Source organism: Streptomyces sp. B6B3 (assembly GCF_039871525.1).
Taxonomy (GTDB): Bacteria; Actinomycetota; Actinomycetes; order Streptomycetales; family Streptomycetaceae; genus Streptomyces.
In genome coordinates, this window is the sequence record NZ_JBDPLU010000011.1 from 186502 (window position 1) to 204305 (window position 17804).

The window sequence follows — 17804 nt, forward strand, 5'->3', positions numbered from 1 at the left end:
TCGGTGCCAGGCTGCGGCCATGCCAAAACTCAACGTGAGCAGACGGGCCCTGCTGACGGCCACCACGCTGGGAGCGGTGACCGCCGCCGTCGGCGCCCGGCCCGCGCTGGCGACCCCGCGCGGCCGACGGACCGGCCCCGTGGGCATCACCCGCACGACCGCCACCGCCGCGGACGTCACCGCCGTCCCGCTGGGCGACCCCGACGGGCTGTACATGTGGCGGCCGAGGGCGGTCAACCGACACGGTGACGCCGTCGGCGGGGGCTCGCCGGCCGCCGACGGGTCGGTGGTCTGGATCGACGGGGAGCTGCACGTTCCCCGGCAGCCAGGGACGGGCAGCGTGACCCTGGAGGCCATCAACGACGGCGGCCAGCTCGTGGGCGGCTTCCGCCGCTCCGGCGACTACAAACAGTTCGCCGTGGTCTTTCCCGACGGGGTCGCCGGTGACCCGGTCGTCCTCGAACCGGGCGACGACGTCCGCGACAGCTGCGCGTACTTCCTGAACAACGACGGCCAGGTGCTCTACACGGCCCTCGCCCAGGGCGCGGAGGCCCAACACCGCACCTTCCGCTACGACCTCAACGACGGCTCCCGCACCGAGGTCGAGCCGCCCGCCGGGTACTCCGGGGCGGTGAGGCCGCGCGGCCTCAACGACGCCGGGCAGGTCATCGCCACCAGTGGCGACCTGCACTTCTTCTGGGAGAACGGCGCCGCCACCCCCCTGGCAGCGGACGGGCTGCGGGCGTTGCACCACCTGAACGAGGCGGGCCAGGTGCTCGCCTCGCGCGGGGCGAACGCCGAGCGGGGCGCGTGCGTCTGGCGGGACGGCGTCCTCACCGACGTCCCCCCGCTGAACGAACACGGCTTCCGCGTCCCTCCCGAGCAGCCGCTGAACGACCTCGGCGACGTCATCGGGGTCAGCGACACCGCCACCGGCCTGCTGGTCCCGATCCTCCACTCCGGAGGCCGGACCACCGAGCTGCCGGTGGTCGGCGCGCGCGATACCAGCCCGCGCGCCATCAACAACAGCGGCCTCGTCGTGGGCCGGATCGAGGTCAGCGAGGGCATCGATCACGCCTGCCAGTGGCAGAACGGCGAGTTCCTCGAACTCGGCGTGGTGCAGGGGTGGGTCACCACGCAGGCGCTGTGGGTCACCGACCAGGGCGTCATCCTCGCGTACGCCACCGACGGCACCACCAGAGCCGGCGTCGCCTACCAGCTCACCGTGAGCTGACCCGCCCCGCCCGGCGGCACCCGGCCGTCGGGCGGGAGGTCCCGTTCCCCCGCCGGCTCCGTCACGCGGTGCGCGGCTGGTTGAACCGCAGCAGGTTGCCCGCCGGGTCGCGGAAGGCGCAGTCCCGCACGCCGTACGGCTGGTCCATCGGCTCCTGGAGCACCTCGCCGCCCGCCGCCCGGATCCGCTCGAACGTGGCGTCGCAGTCGTCCGTCCGGAAGATGACGCCGCGCAGCTGGCCCTTGGCCATCAGCTCGGCCGCCGCCCGCCGGTCGGCCTCCGGGGCGTTCGGGTCCGCGAGCGGCGGTTCGAGGACGATCTCCACGTCCGGCTGGGTCGGGGAGCCGACGGTCACCCACCGGAAGCCCTCGAAGCCGACGTCGTTGCGCACCTCGAGACCGAGCACGTCGCGGTAGAAGGCGAGCGCCTTGTCGTGGTCGTCGACGGCGATGAAGCATGTTGCGAGTGTGATGTCCATGGACCTCACGCTACGGACCGACGGCCGGCCTGGCTTCTCCGTTCCTGACCGGGCGCGTCTGGATCTTGGCGACGCAGGCCGGGATGGCGGCCCCGTCGCCGTGGTCCCTGGCCCGGTAGGCGCTCGGGCTCTCGCCGACCAGTTCGGTGAACCGCGAGCTGAACGAGCCCAGCGAGGTACAGCCGACCTCCATGCAGACCTCCGTCACCGACAGGTCGCCGCGCCGCAGCAGTGCCTTGGCCCGCTCGATCCGGCGGGTCATGAGGTAGCTGTACGGCGTCTCGCCGTAGGCGGCGCGGAAGCTGCGCGAGAAGTGGCCCGCCGACATCAGGGCGACCCGCGCCAGGGCCGGGACGTCCAGCGGCTGCGCGTAGTCGCGGTCCATCCGGTCCCGGGCCCGGCGCAGCCGGACCAGGTCGTCGAGTGGCACGCGCGACACGTTCATACCGGAAAGCTAAGCCAGCGATCCGGCCCTCGTCACCCGTCGTGACGCCTCTCACCTTTGGTCCCCGCCGGCCGTCGGGTCTTCCGCACCCGGGTGATGTCGGGGTCGAGGAGGGTGCCGTCGGCGCCGGTCGGCGCGATGTCCGGCACCCGGGTGCCGTGCTGGTCGACCAGGGTGGAGTGGGTCTCGCCGGGGGCGAAGGCGTGCCGTTCGCCCCACTGTCGCAGGGTGAGGATGACCGGGAAGAGGTCGCGGCCGGCGTCGGTGAGCACGTACTCCTGGCGACGGCCCGATGGTGCGGTGCGCTGGGCGAGAAGCCCGTGAGCGGTGAGCTTGCGGAGCCGGTCGGTGAGGATGTTGCGGGCGATGCCGGTGCGTCGCTGGAACTCGGTGAACGAGCGTGCCCCGTCCATCGCGTCGCGCACGACGAGAAGGCTCCACCTGTCACCGACCAGGTCGAGCGTGCGGGCGACGGGGCATTCGGGGTCGGTCCAGTCCGGGTTCGGGGCGCGCATGGTGGTGCCCGGCATGAGCCCTCCCGATGAGTTGCGGATTGAAACCATCATGCACTACGGTCCAAATTAGTTGCAATCTGCTACCGATTGAGACTGGAGGCGCGATGGACGCGTGGCGGCGGCTGCTGCTCGCGGTGGTGTGTGGTGTCGCAGTGGCGAGCGTCTACGCCGCGCAGCCGGTGCTGGAGCCGATGGGACGCGATCTCGACGTGCCGGCGGGACTCACCGGGTGGATCGTCGCGACCGGCCAGGTGGGCTATCTGGCGGGGCTGGTGCTGCTGGTGCCGCTCGGCGATGTGGTCGACAGGCGCCGACTCATCGCCGTCCACCTGGCGCTCACCGCCGGTGGCATGCTCCTGACGGCCTCGGCGCCAGCCGCGTGGGGAGCGTTCGCGGGTCTCGCGGTGGCCGGGGTGTTCGCGGTCGTGGTGCAGACCACGGTGGCCTACGCGGCGGCGGTCTCGCCGCCCGCCGAACGCGGACGGAACATCGGCGTCGTGACCTCGGGCGTCGTGGTCGGCATCCTCGGCGCGCGGGTCGTCGCCGGCACGCTCGCCGGGGCATGGGGCTGGCGGAGCGTCTACGCCGTGCTCGCGGTGCTGTCACTCGGGCTCGCGGCCCTCGTCCTCGTCGCGCTGCCGCGAGAGGAGCGCCCCCGCCGACCCGCGGGGTACCGGCGGGCGGTCGTCTCCCTCGGCGGACTCTTCACGCGGCGCGCCTTCCTGACGCGCGGGCTCGTCGCGTTCTTCCTGTTCGCGTCGTTCGGAACCCTGTGGAGCGGACTGTCCCTGCCGCTGGCGGGCTCCCCCTGGCAGCTGAGCGAGAGCCAGATCGGACTGTTCGGCATCGCCGGACTCGCCGGCGCGCTCGGCGCCGCACGCGCGGGACGGTGGGCGGATGACGGCCGGGCGGGCCCGGTCACCGGTCTCGCGCTCGCCCTGCTCGTCCTCTCGTGGGCGGCGATCGCGCAACTGCCGTGGTCACTGTGGTTCCTCGTCGTCGGCATCGTGGTCCTCGACTTCGCGGTCCAGGCCGTGCACGTGAGCAACCAGCACGTGCTCACCGCGCATCCGGACCGCACCAGCGGCGTTGTCGGCGGCTACATGGTCTTCTACTCGCTCGGCTCCGCCCTCGGCGCGGCCGCGACCACCGCCGTCTTCACCGCCCACGGCTGGGCGGGCTCCAGCCTCCTCGGGGCCGGATTCGCGGCCTGCGCACTGGCCGTCTGGGCGACCGACAGGCAACCGCCCCGCGACGGCACGAGCGGCGCGAACCTCCGGACCGAGAACGTCGAGGCACACGGGGCCCGCTGTGGGATGCACCACTCCCGCAAGCGCTCCGCTTGCAAGAGTTAGCGCGACGGGGCATGGTGGTGGGCATGGCTTCACTCGGTGTCGGGAATCTCGGGGAGTTCCTGCGGGAGCAGCGGCGGCAGGCCCGCCTGTCGTTGCGGCAGCTCGCGGAGGCCGCCGGGGTGTCGAACCCGTACCTGAGCCAGATCGAGCGCGGGCTGCGCAAGCCGAGCGCGGAGATCCTCCAGCAGATCGCCAAGGGCCTGCGGATCTCCGCCGAGACGCTGTACGTGCAGGCCGGGATCCTGGACGAACGGGTGCAGGACGCCGAGGACGCGCCGCCGACGAGCGGCGTGCGCGAGGCGGTGCTCGCCGATCCGGGGCTCACCGAGCCCCAGAAGCAGGCGCTGCTCCAGATCTACCGCTCGTTCCGCCTGGAGAACGGCGACGAGGACGCGGAGCCGACCGGGCACCGGGACGCGGGCCAGCAAGAGACCTGAAACGGGAGGGATGAGCCATGGCCATCACCGAAGAAATGCGCAAGACCCTGACCAACCCCACCCCGCTCTACGTGGCCGCCGGCACCGCCGAGCTCGCCGCCCGGAAGCTGCGCGAGCTGCCGGCGACGGTCGAGCGGCTGCGGGCCGAGGCGCCCGAGCGGCTGCCGAGGCTGAAGGAGCAGGCGCAGACCCTGGCCATGCAGGGCGTGGGCCTGGCCCTGGAGTACGCCGTGAAGGCGCGGGAGACGTACGACGAGCTGGCCGAGCGGGGCAAGGTCGTGGTGGAGAGCCGCCGCGCGGGCCGCGAGGACGGCGCCGAGGTGACGGTGGAGCGCGCCGACGCTCGTGTTCCGGTCACCGAGCCCGTCACGGAACCGGTCACCGAGCCCGTGACCGAGCCGAAGACCGCGCCGACGACGGCGCCCAGGGCCGCGTCGAAGGCGGCACCGAAGACCGAGCCGAAGAGCCGGCCCGCGGCCAAGGCCACGCCGGTCACCGAGCCGGCGGACGCCGCCACCGCGGCCAAGCCCCGCAAGGCCGCCGCCCCGCGCAGGAAGACCGGCCCCACGCCCCAGGACTCCTGAGCCTCAGGACCCCCGAGGCGACCGGCCGCCGCGCGGCCCGCCCCGCCTCCGCTGCCCCCCGGCGGAGGCGGGGCGATGGCGTCCGCAACTGCCTACGCGCCCGGTGTGACGGCGGGTAGCGTGGGTAGGGAGGGCAGACACGGACAGGACGGTGGGCAAGCATGTTGTTGTCAGGGTTCAACTGGATCGTCGTGGTGCTCCTCATCGCGATGGTTCTGCTCAGCTGCTTCGCGTTGGTGCACGCGGCGTTCCAGCGCGAGGACGCCTTCCGCGCCGCGGACAAGCAGACCAAGCCGTTCTGGCTGGTCATCCTGGGCCTGGCGGTCGCGGTGCAGATCATCCCGCTCGGCGCCTTCGGGTTCCTGCTGACGTTGGCGGGGCTGATCGCGACGATCGTCTACCTGGTGGACGTGCGCCCGGCCGTCCGCGGGGTCAGCGGCGGCGGTGGCCGTGGCCGCGGTGGACGGAGCAGCAGCGACGGACCGTACGGGCCGTACAACGGCAATCGTTGATTCACTTCTGACCGACCGCTGACCGAACCGTGACCCTCGGCGGCGCCGAAGAGGGTTAGCTTGGCCGGAATCTGCCCGTACCATCAGCCAGGGACACCCGCTGATGAACGCCAGAGGAACTTTCCGTGCGCTTTCGCCTGACGCCGCAGGAGACAAGCTTCTACGACCTCTTCGCCGCCGCCGCCGACAACCTGCTGACCGGCTCGAAGCTGCTGATGGAGCTCCTCGGTGCCGATCCCGCTACGCGCGTGGAGATCGCCGAACGTATGCGGGCCGCCGAGCACGCCGGGGACGACGCGACCCACGCGATCTTCCACCAGCTGAACTCCAGCTTCATCACCCCGTTCGACCGCGAGGACATCTACCGCCTGGCCTCCCGCCTCGACGACATCATGGACTTCATGGAGGAGGCCGTCGACCTGGTCGTCCTCTACGAGATCGACGAGCTGCCCAAGGGCGTGTCCGAGCAGATCGAGGTGCTCGGCCGGGCCGCGGAGCTGACCGCCGGGGCCATGCAGCACCTGCGCACGATGGATCACCTCACCGAGTACTGGATCGAGGTCAACCGGCTGGAGAACCAGGCCGACCAGATCCACCGCCGGCTGCTGGCCCACCTCTTCAACGGCAGCTATCCGACGCTCGAGGTGATGAAGCTCAAGCAGGTGGTGGACGTGCTGGAGGAGGCGGCCGACGCCTTCGAGTCCGTCGCGAACACCGTGGAGTCCATCGCGGTCAAGGAATCCTGAGGCGTCGTGGACACTGTCGCCCTGGTCGTCGTGGTCCTCACCGCGCTCTTCTTCACCTACACCAACGGCTTCCACGACTCCGCCAACGCCATCGCCACGTCGATCTCCACCCGGGCGCTGACCCCGCGGGTCGCGCTGGGCATGGCCGCCGTGATGAACCTGGCCGGGGCGTTCCTCGGCAGCAGCGTGGCCCACACGGTGAGCGAGGACCTGATCGCCACGCCGACCGGCGACCACGGCATGGTCATCCTCTTCGCCGCGTTGGCCGGCGCCATCGTCTGGAACATGATCACGTGGTACTTCGGGCTGCCCTCGTCGTCCTCGCACGCCCTGTTCGGCGGGCTGGTGGGCGCGGCGCTGGCCGGCTCGTCCGCGGTGTACTGGGACGGCGTGCTGACGAAGGTCGTCCTGCCGATGTTCCTCTCGCCGCTCGTCGGCCTGCTGCTGGGCTACCTGGTGATGGTGGCCCTGCTGTGGATATTCCGGAGGGCCCACCCGGGACGGGCGCAGCACGGCTTCCGCGTCGCGCAGACCGTGTCGGCCGCCGCCATGGCGCTCGGACACGGTCTGCAGGACGCGCAGAAGACGATGGGCGTGGTGGTGATGGCGCTGGTCATCGCGGACGTCGAGGACGCGGACGCGCCGATCCCGGTCTGGGTCAAGCTGGCCTGCGCGACGATGCTGTCGCTGGGCACCTACGCGGGCGGCTGGCGCATCATGCGCACCCTGGGCCGCCGGATCATCGAGCTCGACCCGCCGCGTGGCTTCGCCGCCGAGACCACCGCGGCGTCCGTGCTCTACACGGCCTCCTACGTGGTGAGCGCGCCGGTCTCCACCACCCACGTGATCACCTCGGCGATCATGGGCGTCGGCGCGACCCGCCGGCTCTCGGCCGTGCGCTGGGGAGTGGCACAGTCGATCATCGGCGGCTGGTTCATCACCATGCCGGCGGCGGCGGGCGTCGCCGCGCTCGCCTACGCGGCCGTCATACCGTTCTACGGATGACGTGTACACAACTCCCACGTATCTCACGTAGCGACTCACACAACCCTCTCACCCGAAACGGGTGACGAGCCGGTGACGTTCTGCGTGTATTTAGTATGACGATATTTTTAAGTAGACCGCGCGGAGCCACCGTTGCCGCGTCGGTCATCGCCGCGGCACTGACCGCGAGCCTGGCAGCGACGGTGCCCTCCGCGTCCGCGGCACCCGGCGGTGCCTCCGGCGTCGCCGACGAGTCGGCGCCCGCGGCCGACCGGCAGCAGGTGACGCTGCTCACCGGCGACCGGGTGCTGCTGGACGGCCAGGGCGAGGTCACGGGACTGATCCGCGCCGAGGGCCGGGAGAGCGTTCCGGTCCAGGTCTTCGAGGACGACGGCGCCACGTTCGTGGTTCCGAGCGACGCCCGCCCGCTGATCGCGGACGGCACCCTGGACCGCCGGCTGTTCGACGTCACCGAGCTGAGCCGTGAGCAGTACGACGCGGCGCACGAACTGCCGATCATCGTCACCTACGACGACCAGACGCGGGCCGGCGACACCCGCGCCGACCTGTTCGCCGACACCGCCGCCGACGAACGCCCCGAGGTCACCGCCGACCTGTCGGCGATCAACGGCGAGGCGCTCACCGTGGCCGGCGACGCCGCGTCCGCCACCTGGGCGGCGCTCACCAGCACCGGCGGCGACCAGCCGCTGGCCGCCGCCCCCGGGATCAGCGGCATCGCGCTGGACGCCGTGGTGCAGGCCACCCTGGACGAGAGCGTGCCGCAGATCGGCGCGCCCGAGGCCTGGGACGCCGGCTACGACGGCGCGGGCGTGACCATCGCCGTCCTGGACACCGGCATCACCACCCAACACGAGGACGTCTCGGCCAAGGTCGTCGCCGCGGAGAACTTCTCCACCGCGCCCGACACCGAGGACCGGTACGGTCACGGCACCCACGTCGCGTCCATCGCCGCCGGCACGGGCGCCCACTCCAACGGCACCTACACCGGCGTCGCCCCCGGGGCGGAACTGCTCAACGGCAAGGTGCTGGACGACGACGGCTACGGCGACGAGTCCGGGATCATCCAGGGCATGCAGTGGGCCGTGGACCAGGGCGCGGACATCGTCAACATGAGCCTGGGCGGCTACGCCACCACCGCCATCGACCCGATGGAGGAGGCGGTCAACACCCTGTCCGCCGGCTCCGACGCGCTGTTCGTCATCGCCGCCGGCAACGACGGCCCGTTCGAGAGCTCCATCAGCACCCCCGGCACCGCCGACGCGGCGCTGACCGTCGGCGCCGTCGACAAGTCCGACGAGCTGGCCCTCTTCTCGTCCGTCGGCCCGCGGCTGCGGGACGGCGCCGTGAAGCCGGACGTCACCGCGCCCGGCGTGGCCATCGGCGCCGCGGCCGCGCCCGGCAGCGCCGTCGCCGAGGGGGGCACCCCGGTGGCCGACGGCTACGTCGCCATCGACGGCACCTCCATGGCGACCCCGCACACGGCCGGCGCCGCCGCGCTGCTCGCCCAGCAGCACCCGGACTGGGACGGCGAACGCATCAAGGCCGCGCTCAGCGCCTCCGCGCAGCCCGGCGACTTCACCGCGTTCCAGCAGGGCTCGGGACGCATCGACGTCGGCGCCGCGCTCGACCAGAGCGTGGTGGCGGACCAGAGCTCGCTGAACTTCGGCCTGGCCGAGTGGCCGCACGGCGACGACGAGCCGATCACCCGCGAGCTGACCTACACCAACCTCGGCACCGAGGACGTCACCCTCGACCTCACGGCCGCCGGGACCAACCCGAACGGCGAACCGGCGCCCGCGGGCATGTTCACCCTCGGCGCCGACCAGCTCACCGTCCCCGCCGGCGGCACCGCCAGCGTCGAGGTCACCGCCGACACCACGCTGCCCGAACTGGACGGCGCCTACGACGTGGTCGTCACCGCGACCGGCGCGGGCGAGGGCCAGACCGTCCGCACCCCGGGCGCGGTGCAGCGCGAGGTGGAGAGCTACGACCTCACCGTCGAGGCCCTGGACCGGAACGGCGAGCCGGCCACCGACTGGTACGCCTCCGCGATCAACCTGGAGACGTTCGGCTGGATCGACCTGCCGACCAACGGCGACCCGATCCGGCTGCCCGCCGGCGAATGGCTGATCGACGCCAACTTCTACGTCACGAACGGGAGTGACGACCTCACCGGCCTCGACTGGCTGACACTGCCGAGCCTCGCGCTCACCGAGGACACCACCCTCGCCCTGGACGCCCGCGAGGCCGAACCGGTCGAGGTGGGGCTCTCGGGCGCCGAGGCGTCGCTCACCGACCTCAACATGACCTACTCGCTGGTCGCGCCCGACGGCGAGTCCGGCTTCGGCACCAGCTGGTTCGCCGGCACGATGCCCGACGGCCTGAACACCCTGCAGATCGGCGACGTGGCCGAGGGCTGGTCGCTGAGCTCCGCCGCCACCGCGGCCTTCGGCAACGCCGACGGCGCGGAGTACTACACCGCGGACAGCCGCGACGGGTCGTTCTACTCCGGTCTGGAGAAGAACGTGGCGCTCGCCGACATGGCCCGGATCGACGTGAACGAGGGTGCCTCGCTGCCCGACCGCACCGGTTTCCTGTTCGTCTGGGACTCGCACTCCGGCATGGCCTCCGCGGCCGCGCACGCGCTGCCGCGCACGGCCGAGGTGTACGTCGAGGCGGCCGCCGCCGACTGGGCCATCGACCTCTGGCAGGAGACCTCCGAGGCCGAACTGGAGGCGTACTACTTCTCCGACCCGGTCAGTTACACGGCCGGCGAGCAGTACCAGGAGACGTTCAACGTCGGCGTCTTCGGGCCGCGGCTCGGCCCGGACGACGGCCTGTTCCGGCTGGGCGACACCATCTACGGCTGGGTCTACCCCTTCGCCGACGGCGCCGGGCATGTCGGCGACAGCGTCTACACGAGCGCCAGCACCACGCTCTACCGCAACGGCGAGGAGTACGCCACGGCGGACGACGTGATCGACTGGGTCGAGTTCGAGGTGCCGGCCGACGAGGCCGACTACGAGCTGGTGACCACCGTCAGCCGGGACGGTGTGGCGGCCTCGGTGAGCACCGAGGTCACCGCCTCGTACACCTTCACCTCGGCCCGTCCGGCGGACGGCGAGGGCGCGGTCTCGTTGCCCGCCAGCGCGGTCCGCTTCGCCCCCGAACTGGCCCTGGACTCCACCTCACCGGCCGGTGAGACGGTCACCGTCCCGGTGACCGTGCAGGGTTCGGCGGCGGAGAATGCCAACGCGCTGACGGTCTCCGTCTCCACCGACGGCGGCGAGACCTGGACCGAGACGCCGGTCGAGTACGGCGAGATCACGGTCGACAACCCGGCCGCCGGCGGCAGCGTCTCCTTCCGCGCCGAGATCGAGGACAGCCAGGGCAACGCCCTGACCCAGACGATCATCGACGCCTACCGCACCGCCTGAGCACCACCCGCACCAGCCGAGCGGCCCGCCCCGGCGGGCCGCTCGGCCGTTCCCGGCCAGTAGTTCACACAACGAACCTTCACATCGCCTCCCCATCGTGCGATGAACGAGGAACGGTCCCGCACGTCTAGCGGGTCATGCAGAGGAAGAAACGCACAGCCTGCGGCGCGGTGATCGCCGCGTCGCTCATCGCGCTGGCCGCCACGACCGGCCTGGTGGTCTCGTCGCCCTCCGTGTCCGCCGCCCCGGACGTGGCCGGTGCCAGCGCCGAAGGGGAGCAGGTCAGGCTCATCACCGGCGACCGTGTCGTGCTCGACGGCCAGGGCGAGGTCACGGGGCTGATCCGGGCCGAGGGCCGGGAGGACATACCCGTCCAGGTGCGGGAGATCGGCGGCGCCACGTTCGTGGTGCCCGCCGACGCCCGGCCGTTGATCGCGGACGGCACCCTGGACCGCCGGCTGTTCGACGTCACCGAGCTGAGCCGCGAGCAGTACGACACCGCCCGCGAGCTGCCGATCACCGTCACCTACGAGGACCGGGCGGAGCCCGACGAGACCCGGGCCGAGTTGTTCTCCGACACCGCGGCCGGCGAGCGCCCCGAGGTCGACGCGGACCTGCCGGCCATCAACGGTCAGGCCCTGACCGTGGGCAGCGACCAGGCCGCCGCCACGTGGCAGGCCCTCACCCGACCCGCCGACGGCGCCGAACCCCTCGCCGCCGCCCCCGGTATCGCCGCCATCGCCCTGGACGGCGTCGTCGAGGCCACGCTCGACGAGAGCGTGCCGCAGATCGGCGCCCCGGCCGCCTGGGACGCGGGCTTCGACGGCGAGGGCGTGACCATCGCCGTCCTGGACACCGGCATCACCACCCAGCACGAGGACGTGTCACCCAAGGTCGTCGCCGCGGAGAACTTCTCCGACTCCCCCGACACCGAGGACCGCCACGGCCACGGCACCCACGTCGCGTCCATCGCCGCCGGCACCGGCGCCCACTCCGACGGCACCTACACCGGCGTCGCCCCCGGCGCCCAACTCCTCAACGGCAAGGTCCTGAACGACGACGGCTTCGGCGACGAGTCCGGCATCATCCAGGGCATGCAGTGGGCCGTCGACCAGGGCGCCGACATCGTCAACCTCAGCCTGGGCGGCCCCGCCGACAGCGAGATCGGCCCGATGGAGGAGGCCGTCAACACCCTCTCCGCCGACTCCGACGCGCTGTTCGTCATCGCCGCCGGCAACGACGGCCCCGGCGAGGGCACCGTCGGCTCCCCCGGCACCGCCGACGCCGCCCTGACGGTCGGCGCCGTCGACACGTCCGACCAACTCGCCGAGTTCTCCTCCACCGGGCCCCGCCCGCGCGACGGCGCCGTCAAGCCCGACGTGACCGCGCCCGGCGTCGCCATCGGCGCCGCGGCCGCCCCCGGCAGCGCCATGGCCGAGGAGGGCACGCCCGTCGCCGACGGCTACGTCGCCCTCGACGGCACCTCCATGGCCGCCCCCCACACCGCGGGCGCCGCCGCGCTGCTCGCCCAGCAGCACCCGGACTGGGACGGCGAACGCATCAAGGCCGTCCTCACCGCCTCCGCCCAACCCGGCGACCACACCGCGTACCAGCAGGGCTCGGGCCGCATCGACGTCGCCGCCGCGCTCGACCAGACCATCGTCACGGACCAGGGCTCGCTCAACTTCGGCCTCGCCGAGTACCCCCACGACGACAACGAGCCCGTCACCCGCGAGCTGACCTACCGCAACCTCGGCACCCAGGACGCCACGCTCCAGCTGGAAGCGGCCGGCACCGACCCGAACGGCGAGCCGGCTCCCGCCGGAATGTTCACCCTCGCCACCGACCAGGTCAGCGTCCCCGCCGGCGGCACCGCCACCGTCGAGGTCACCGCCGACACCACGCTGCCGCGGCTCAACGGCACGTTCGACGTCGTCGTCACCGCCACCGGCGTGGACGCCGGACGGACCGTGCACACCCCGGGCGTCGTCCGACGCGAGGGCGCCAGCTACGACGTCACGTTCGAGGCCATCGACCGCGACGGCCGGCCCGCGGAGAACCTCGTCCTTGAGCTCCAGGACCTGGACACCGGATGGCGGGGGGAACTCGGCCCCGAGGGCGGCACCCTGCGGGTCCCCGAGGGCGACTACACGCTCGACGCCATCTTCTACGTCTGGTCGGACGACGGCTCGGAGATGCTCGGCCTGGACTGGATCGCGCAGCCGGATCTCAAGGTGACGGAGGAGACGACGATCACCCTGGACGCGCGGGAGACCAGGCCCATCGACGTGAGCGTGGCGGTTCCCGACGCGCAGCGCTTCGACCTCGCCGTGTCGCGCTACCTCTCGCGGAACCGCTCCGGCGGCGCGCCGGAGGCCCTCACCGGGTGGGCGCTGGGCGGCATGCCGGAGGGCATCAACACCCTCCAGATCGGCGACGCTCCCGAGGGCTGGTCCATGGGCTCGGACATGAACGCGGGGTTCAACGTGGGAGACCAGCGGTACTTCGTCACCGACCAGCGGGACGGTGAGTTGTACTCCGGGCTCACCAAGCACGTCGCGGAGGACGCGTTCGCGCGGCTGGCCGTGGGCCAGGGCGCCACGACGGAGAACGGCTCGGGTGTGACCTTCGTCGCGCCTCCCTACCAGACGTTCATCATGGGCATCGATCACGCGCTGCCCCGGACGGCGGACATCTTCGTCGAGGCGGCCGCCGCCGACTGGCGGGTGCAGTTGCAGGAGCGGGATGCCACCGGTCTGGCCGCAGCGGCCTACGCCACTCCGTTCACCAGTTTCGAGCCGGGCGGGGAGTACGAGCTGACCATGAACACGGGCGTCTTCGGCCCGCGGTTCGACGGCCCGCTCGACGGTCTGTTCCGGGACGGCGACCGGATCCACGGTCGGATCAACCCCCTCACCGACGGTGCTGGCAACGCGCCCGACCCGTTCCTCGTGGAGGTCGCCCCCACCGGCAGCACCACGCTCTACCGCAACGGCGAGGAGTACGCCACGGCGGACGACGTCGTCGACTGGGTCGAGTTCGAGGTGCCGGCGGACAAGGCCGACTACGAGCTCGTCACCACCGTCAACCGCGAGAACACCGGCGCTCTGATGAGCACCGAGGTCACCGCCTCGTACACCTTCACCTCCGCCCGTCCGGACGGCGAGGGGCCGGTCGCGCTCCCCGCCACCGCGGTCCGGTTCGCCCCCGAACTGGCCTTGGACGCCACCTCGCCGGCCGGTGAGACGGTCACCATCCCGGTGACCGTCCAGGGCTCCGCGGCCGAGAACGCCGACGCGCTGACCATCTCCGTCTCCACCGACGGCGGCGAGACCTGGACCGACGCCCCCGTCGCCGACGGAACGTTCACCGTCGACAACCCACCCGCCGGCGGCAGCGTCTCCCTCCGCGCCGAGATCGAGGACGGCCAGGGCAACACCACGACGCAGACCATCATCGACGCCTACCGCACCGCCTGAGCACCGCCTGAGCACCACCCGTACGACCCGAGCGGCCCGCCACCCCGGCGGGCCGCTCGGCCCGTTCCCGGCCCGCTTCCGACCCGGCCGGCCGACCAGCCCACACACCAAGGACGCAACGCACACGATTTGTCCACATGGCGCCAGCAAACCAAGCCGGAGGCTTCCGGGGTTTATGGGGTATGACGAAATTCTTAACCAGACCGCGCGGGGCCACCGCCGCCGCGTCGGTCATAGCCGCGGCGCTGACCGCGAGCCTGGCAGCCGCAGTGCCCTCCGCGAACGCGACACCAGACGCCGAGGGAGGCGCGGTCACGGAGGCGCACTCCGGGACCGAACGGCAGCTGGTCACCCTCATCACCGGCGACCGCGTCGTGCTCGACGGCAGCGGCGAGGTCACGGGACTGATCCGCGGCGAGGGCCGGGAGGACGTGCCCATCCAGGTCTTCGAGGACGGCGACGCCACCTTCGCCATCCCGATCGACGCCCGCCCGCTGATCACCGACGGCACCCTGGACCGGCGCCTCTTCGACGTCACCGAGCTCAGCCGCGAGGAGTACGACGCGGCGGACCAACTGCCGATCATCGTCACCTACGACGACCAGGCGCGGGCCAACGACACCCGCGCCGACCTGTTCACCGACACCCCGGCCGGCGAGCGCCCCGAGGTCACCGCCGACCTGTCCGCGATCAACGGCGAGGCCCTGACCGTCGACGCCAACGCCGCGGCCGCCACCTGGGCGGCCCTCACCGCGGACGGCGGCGACCAGCCCCTGGCCGCCGCCCCCGGCATCGCCGGCATCGCCCTGGACGGCATCGCCGAGGCCACGCTCGACGAGAGCGTGCCGCAGATCGGCGCCCCGACCGCCTGGGACGCCGGCTACAACGGCGAGGGCGTCACCATCGCCGTCCTCGACACCGGCATCACCACCCAACACGACGACGTCTCGTCCAAGGTCGTCGCCGCGGAGAACTTCACCGATGCCCCCGACACCGACGATCACTACGGCCACGGCACCCACGTCGCCTCCATCGCCGCCGGCACCGGCGCCCACTCAGACGGCACCTACACCGGCGTCGCCCCCGGCGCCCAACTCCTCAACGGCAAGGTCCTCGACGACCAGGGCACCGGCTACGAGTCCGGCATCATCCAGGGCATGCAGTGGGCCGTGGACCAGGGCGCCGACATCGTCAACATGAGCCTCGGCGGTTCCGCCGACACCACCATCGACCCGTTGGAGGAGGCGGTCAACACCCTCTCCGCCGAGTCCGACGCGCTGTTCGTCATCGCCGCCGGCAACAGCGGCATATGGGGGGCGAGCACGGTCGGCTCCCCCGGCACCGCCGACGCCGCCCTGACCGTGGGCGCCGTGGACAAGTCCGACCAGCTCGCCGGTTTCTCCTCCGTCGGTCCCCGGCTGCGGGACGGCGCCGTGAAGCCGGACATCACCGCCCCCGGCGTGGCCATCGGCGCGGCCGCCGCCCCGGGCAGCGTGCTCGCCGATGAGGGAACCCCCGTGGCGGACGGCTACGTCGCCCTCGACGGCACCTCCATGGCCACCCCCCACACCGCGGGCGCCGCCGCCCTGCTCGCCCAACAACACCCCGACTGGGACGGCGAACGCATCAAGGCCGCGCTCACCGCCTCCGCCCAACCCGGCGATCACACCGTCTACGAACAGGGCTCGGGACGCGTCGACGTCGCCGCCGCCCTGGACCAGACCGTGGTCGCGAACGAGAACGCGCTGAACTTCGGCATCGCCGAGTACCCGCACCACGACGACGAGCCGATCACCCGCGAGCTGACCTACACCAACCTCGGCACCGAGGACGTCACCCTCGACCTCACGGCCGCCGGGATCGACCCGAACGGCGAACCGGCGCCCGAGGGCATGTTCACCCTCGGCGCCGACCAGGTCACCGTCCCCGCCGGCGGCACCGCCAGCGTCGAGGTCACCGCGGACACCTCGGTGCCCGGGTTGAACGGCGCCTACGGCGTGATGGTCACCGCGACCGGCGCGGGCGATGGCCAGACCGTCCGCGCGCCGGGCGGAGTGCTGCGCGAGGCCGAGACCCACGAGCTCACGCTGGAGGCCACGGACCGCAACGGCGAGCCGGCCACCGACTGGCTCGCGGCGGCGCTCAACCTGGAGACGTTCGACGTCATCGAGCTGCCGACCACCGGCGATCCGGTCCGGCTGCCCGCCGGCGAATGGCTGATCGACACCAACTTCCCCGTCAGCTCGGACGCGTCCGGGGAGGTCACCGGCCTCGACTGGCTGACACTGCCGAGCCTCGCGCTCACCGAGGACACCACCCTCGCCCTGGACGCCCGGGAGGCCGTGCCCGCCGAGGTGACGCTGTCCGGCGCCGAGGCGCAGCGCAGCGACCTCGCCATGGAGTTCGGTCTGGGTACGCTCGACGACACATGGGACTACGCTTCGTCCTGGTCCCTGGGCTCGGCGCCCGACGGCCTGCGCACCCTGCAACTCGGCGAAGCGCCCGAGGGCTTCACGCTGAGCTCCTCGGTCAACGCCACGTTCAGGGGCAGCGACGACCGGGAGTACCACGCCCTGGACGAACTGGAGGGCGCGTTCTACTCCGGACTCGACAAGACCGTGACGCCCGCCGACATGGCCCGGATCGACGTGGGCCTGGGTGCCTCCCTGCCGGACCGCACGGGCTACCTGTTCGTCGACAACGTGTTCGACACGGCCACCGCGGTCCCGGCGGCGCTGCCACGCACGGCCGAGGTGTATGTCGAGGGAGGCTCCCGGCCCTGGGAGTTCGAACTGTTCCAGACCAACCCCGAGGGCGACAACGAGGCGTGGTACTCCAGCCTCCCGGTCACCTACACGGCCGGCGAGCAGTACCAGGAGACGTTGAACGTCGGCGTCTTCGGGCCGATGTTCGGCACGGACACTGACGGGGGCGCGGTCGGCGGCCTGAGGCGGTGGGGCGACAAGATAGTCGCCGACCTCTACGAGTTCGCGGACGGCGCCGGACACGTCGGCGACAGCCGGTGGGCCAGCAGCACCGCCACGCTGTACCGGAACGGCGAGGAGTACGCCACCCTTGAGGACGTCGAATGGGTCGCGATCGACGTGCCGGATGACGAGGCCAACTACGAGCTGGTGGTCACCATCAACCGCGAGGGCGTGGCAGCCGCGGTGAGCACCGAGTTCACCGCCTCCTACACCTTCACCTCGGTCTTTGCCAGTGAGCACTACAGCGTCCCGCTGCCCGGGAGCGCGATCCGCTTCACCCCCGAGCTGGCGCTGGACTCCACCTCCCCTGCGGGTGAGACGGTCACCGTCCCGGTGACCGTCCAGCCGTCGGCGGAGGAGAACGTCGAGGCGCTGACCGTCTCCGTCTCCACCGACGGCGGCGAGACCTGGACCGAGACGCCGGTCGAGGACGGCGCGGTGACCGTCGACAACCCGGCGGCCGGCGGCAGCGTCTCCTTCCGCGCCGAGACCGAGGACAGCCAGGGCAACACCACGACACAGACGATCATCGACGCCTACCGCACCGCCTGAATCACACCCACACCACCCGAGCGGCCCGCCACCCAGGC

13 protein-coding genes are annotated in these 17804 nt (G+C 72.1%); 10 read left to right on the forward strand and 3 right to left on the reverse strand.

Annotated elements, in window-relative coordinates; genetic code table 11:
- Positions 1 to 19: 19 nt before the first annotated feature.
- Positions 20 to 1234 (forward strand): hypothetical protein, encoded by a 1215-nt coding sequence (locus tag ABGB06_RS23080; protein ID WP_347592395.1) that lies wholly within the window; start codon positions 20 to 22, stop codon positions 1232 to 1234.
- Positions 1235 to 1295: 61 nt separating this feature from the next.
- Here ABGB06_RS23080 and ABGB06_RS23085 read toward each other — a convergent pair whose 3' ends face one another.
- The 3 genes from ABGB06_RS23085 to ABGB06_RS23095 are packed head-to-tail and all read right to left on the reverse strand — an operon-like array spanning position 1296 to position 2687.
- A complete protein-coding gene (locus tag ABGB06_RS23085) occupies positions 1296 to 1712 on the reverse strand; it encodes a VOC family protein (RefSeq protein WP_347592397.1) in 417 nt (138 codons plus the stop codon).
- Positions 1713 to 1722: 10 nt separating this feature from the next.
- Positions 1723 to 2157 carry a helix-turn-helix transcriptional regulator gene (locus ABGB06_RS23090; protein ID WP_347592399.1) on the reverse strand — a complete coding sequence of 145 codons (435 nt, stop codon included), beginning with the start codon at positions 2155 to 2157 and terminating at the stop codon, positions 1723 to 1725.
- Between the two features lie 32 nt (positions 2158 to 2189).
- Positions 2190 to 2687, reverse strand: coding sequence for a helix-turn-helix domain-containing protein (locus ABGB06_RS23095; RefSeq protein WP_347592401.1), 498 nt, complete (start codon positions 2685 to 2687; stop codon positions 2190 to 2192).
- A gap of 89 nt (positions 2688 to 2776) precedes the next feature.
- Here ABGB06_RS23095 and ABGB06_RS23100 point away from each other — a divergent pair, with 89 nt between their 5' ends.
- From ABGB06_RS23100 to ABGB06_RS23140, 9 genes are all read left to right on the forward strand, one after another.
- Positions 2777 to 4027: an MFS transporter gene (locus tag ABGB06_RS23100; RefSeq protein WP_347592403.1), complete on the forward strand. Its 1251-nt coding sequence runs from the start codon at positions 2777 to 2779 to the stop codon at positions 4025 to 4027.
- 23 nt (positions 4028 to 4050) lie between these two features.
- Positions 4051 to 4464 (forward strand): helix-turn-helix transcriptional regulator, encoded by a 414-nt coding sequence (locus ABGB06_RS23105; RefSeq protein ID WP_347592405.1) that lies wholly within the window; start codon positions 4051 to 4053, stop codon positions 4462 to 4464.
- A 17-nt stretch (positions 4465 to 4481) separates the two neighbouring features.
- A complete protein-coding gene (locus ABGB06_RS23110) occupies positions 4482 to 5048 on the forward strand; it encodes a hypothetical protein (protein WP_347592407.1) in 567 nt (188 codons plus the stop codon).
- Positions 5049 to 5209: 161 nt separating this feature from the next.
- Complete coding sequence (locus ABGB06_RS23115) at positions 5210 to 5560, forward strand: DUF2516 family protein (protein WP_347592409.1); 351 nt, start codon at positions 5210 to 5212, stop codon at positions 5558 to 5560.
- A gap of 125 nt (positions 5561 to 5685) precedes the next feature.
- Positions 5686 to 6306, forward strand: a complete 621-nt coding sequence (locus tag ABGB06_RS23120; RefSeq protein ID WP_347592411.1) for a DUF47 family protein — start codon at positions 5686 to 5688, stop codon at positions 6304 to 6306.
- Between the two features lie 6 nt (positions 6307 to 6312).
- Positions 6313 to 7311 (forward strand): inorganic phosphate transporter, encoded by a 999-nt coding sequence (locus tag ABGB06_RS23125; RefSeq protein ID WP_347592413.1) that lies wholly within the window; start codon positions 6313 to 6315, stop codon positions 7309 to 7311.
- A gap of 182 nt (positions 7312 to 7493) precedes the next feature.
- Positions 7494 to 10748, forward strand: coding sequence for a S8 family serine peptidase (locus ABGB06_RS23130; protein ID WP_347592415.1), 3255 nt, complete (start codon positions 7494 to 7496; stop codon positions 10746 to 10748).
- A 170-nt stretch (positions 10749 to 10918) separates the two neighbouring features.
- Complete coding sequence (locus ABGB06_RS23135) at positions 10919 to 14227, forward strand: S8 family serine peptidase (RefSeq protein WP_347592417.1); 3309 nt, start codon at positions 10919 to 10921, stop codon at positions 14225 to 14227.
- 182 nt (positions 14228 to 14409) lie between these two features.
- Positions 14410 to 17766 (forward strand): S8 family serine peptidase, encoded by a 3357-nt coding sequence (locus ABGB06_RS23140; RefSeq protein WP_347592419.1) that lies wholly within the window; start codon positions 14410 to 14412, stop codon positions 17764 to 17766.
- The last annotated feature ends 38 nt before the right edge of the window (positions 17767 to 17804 follow it).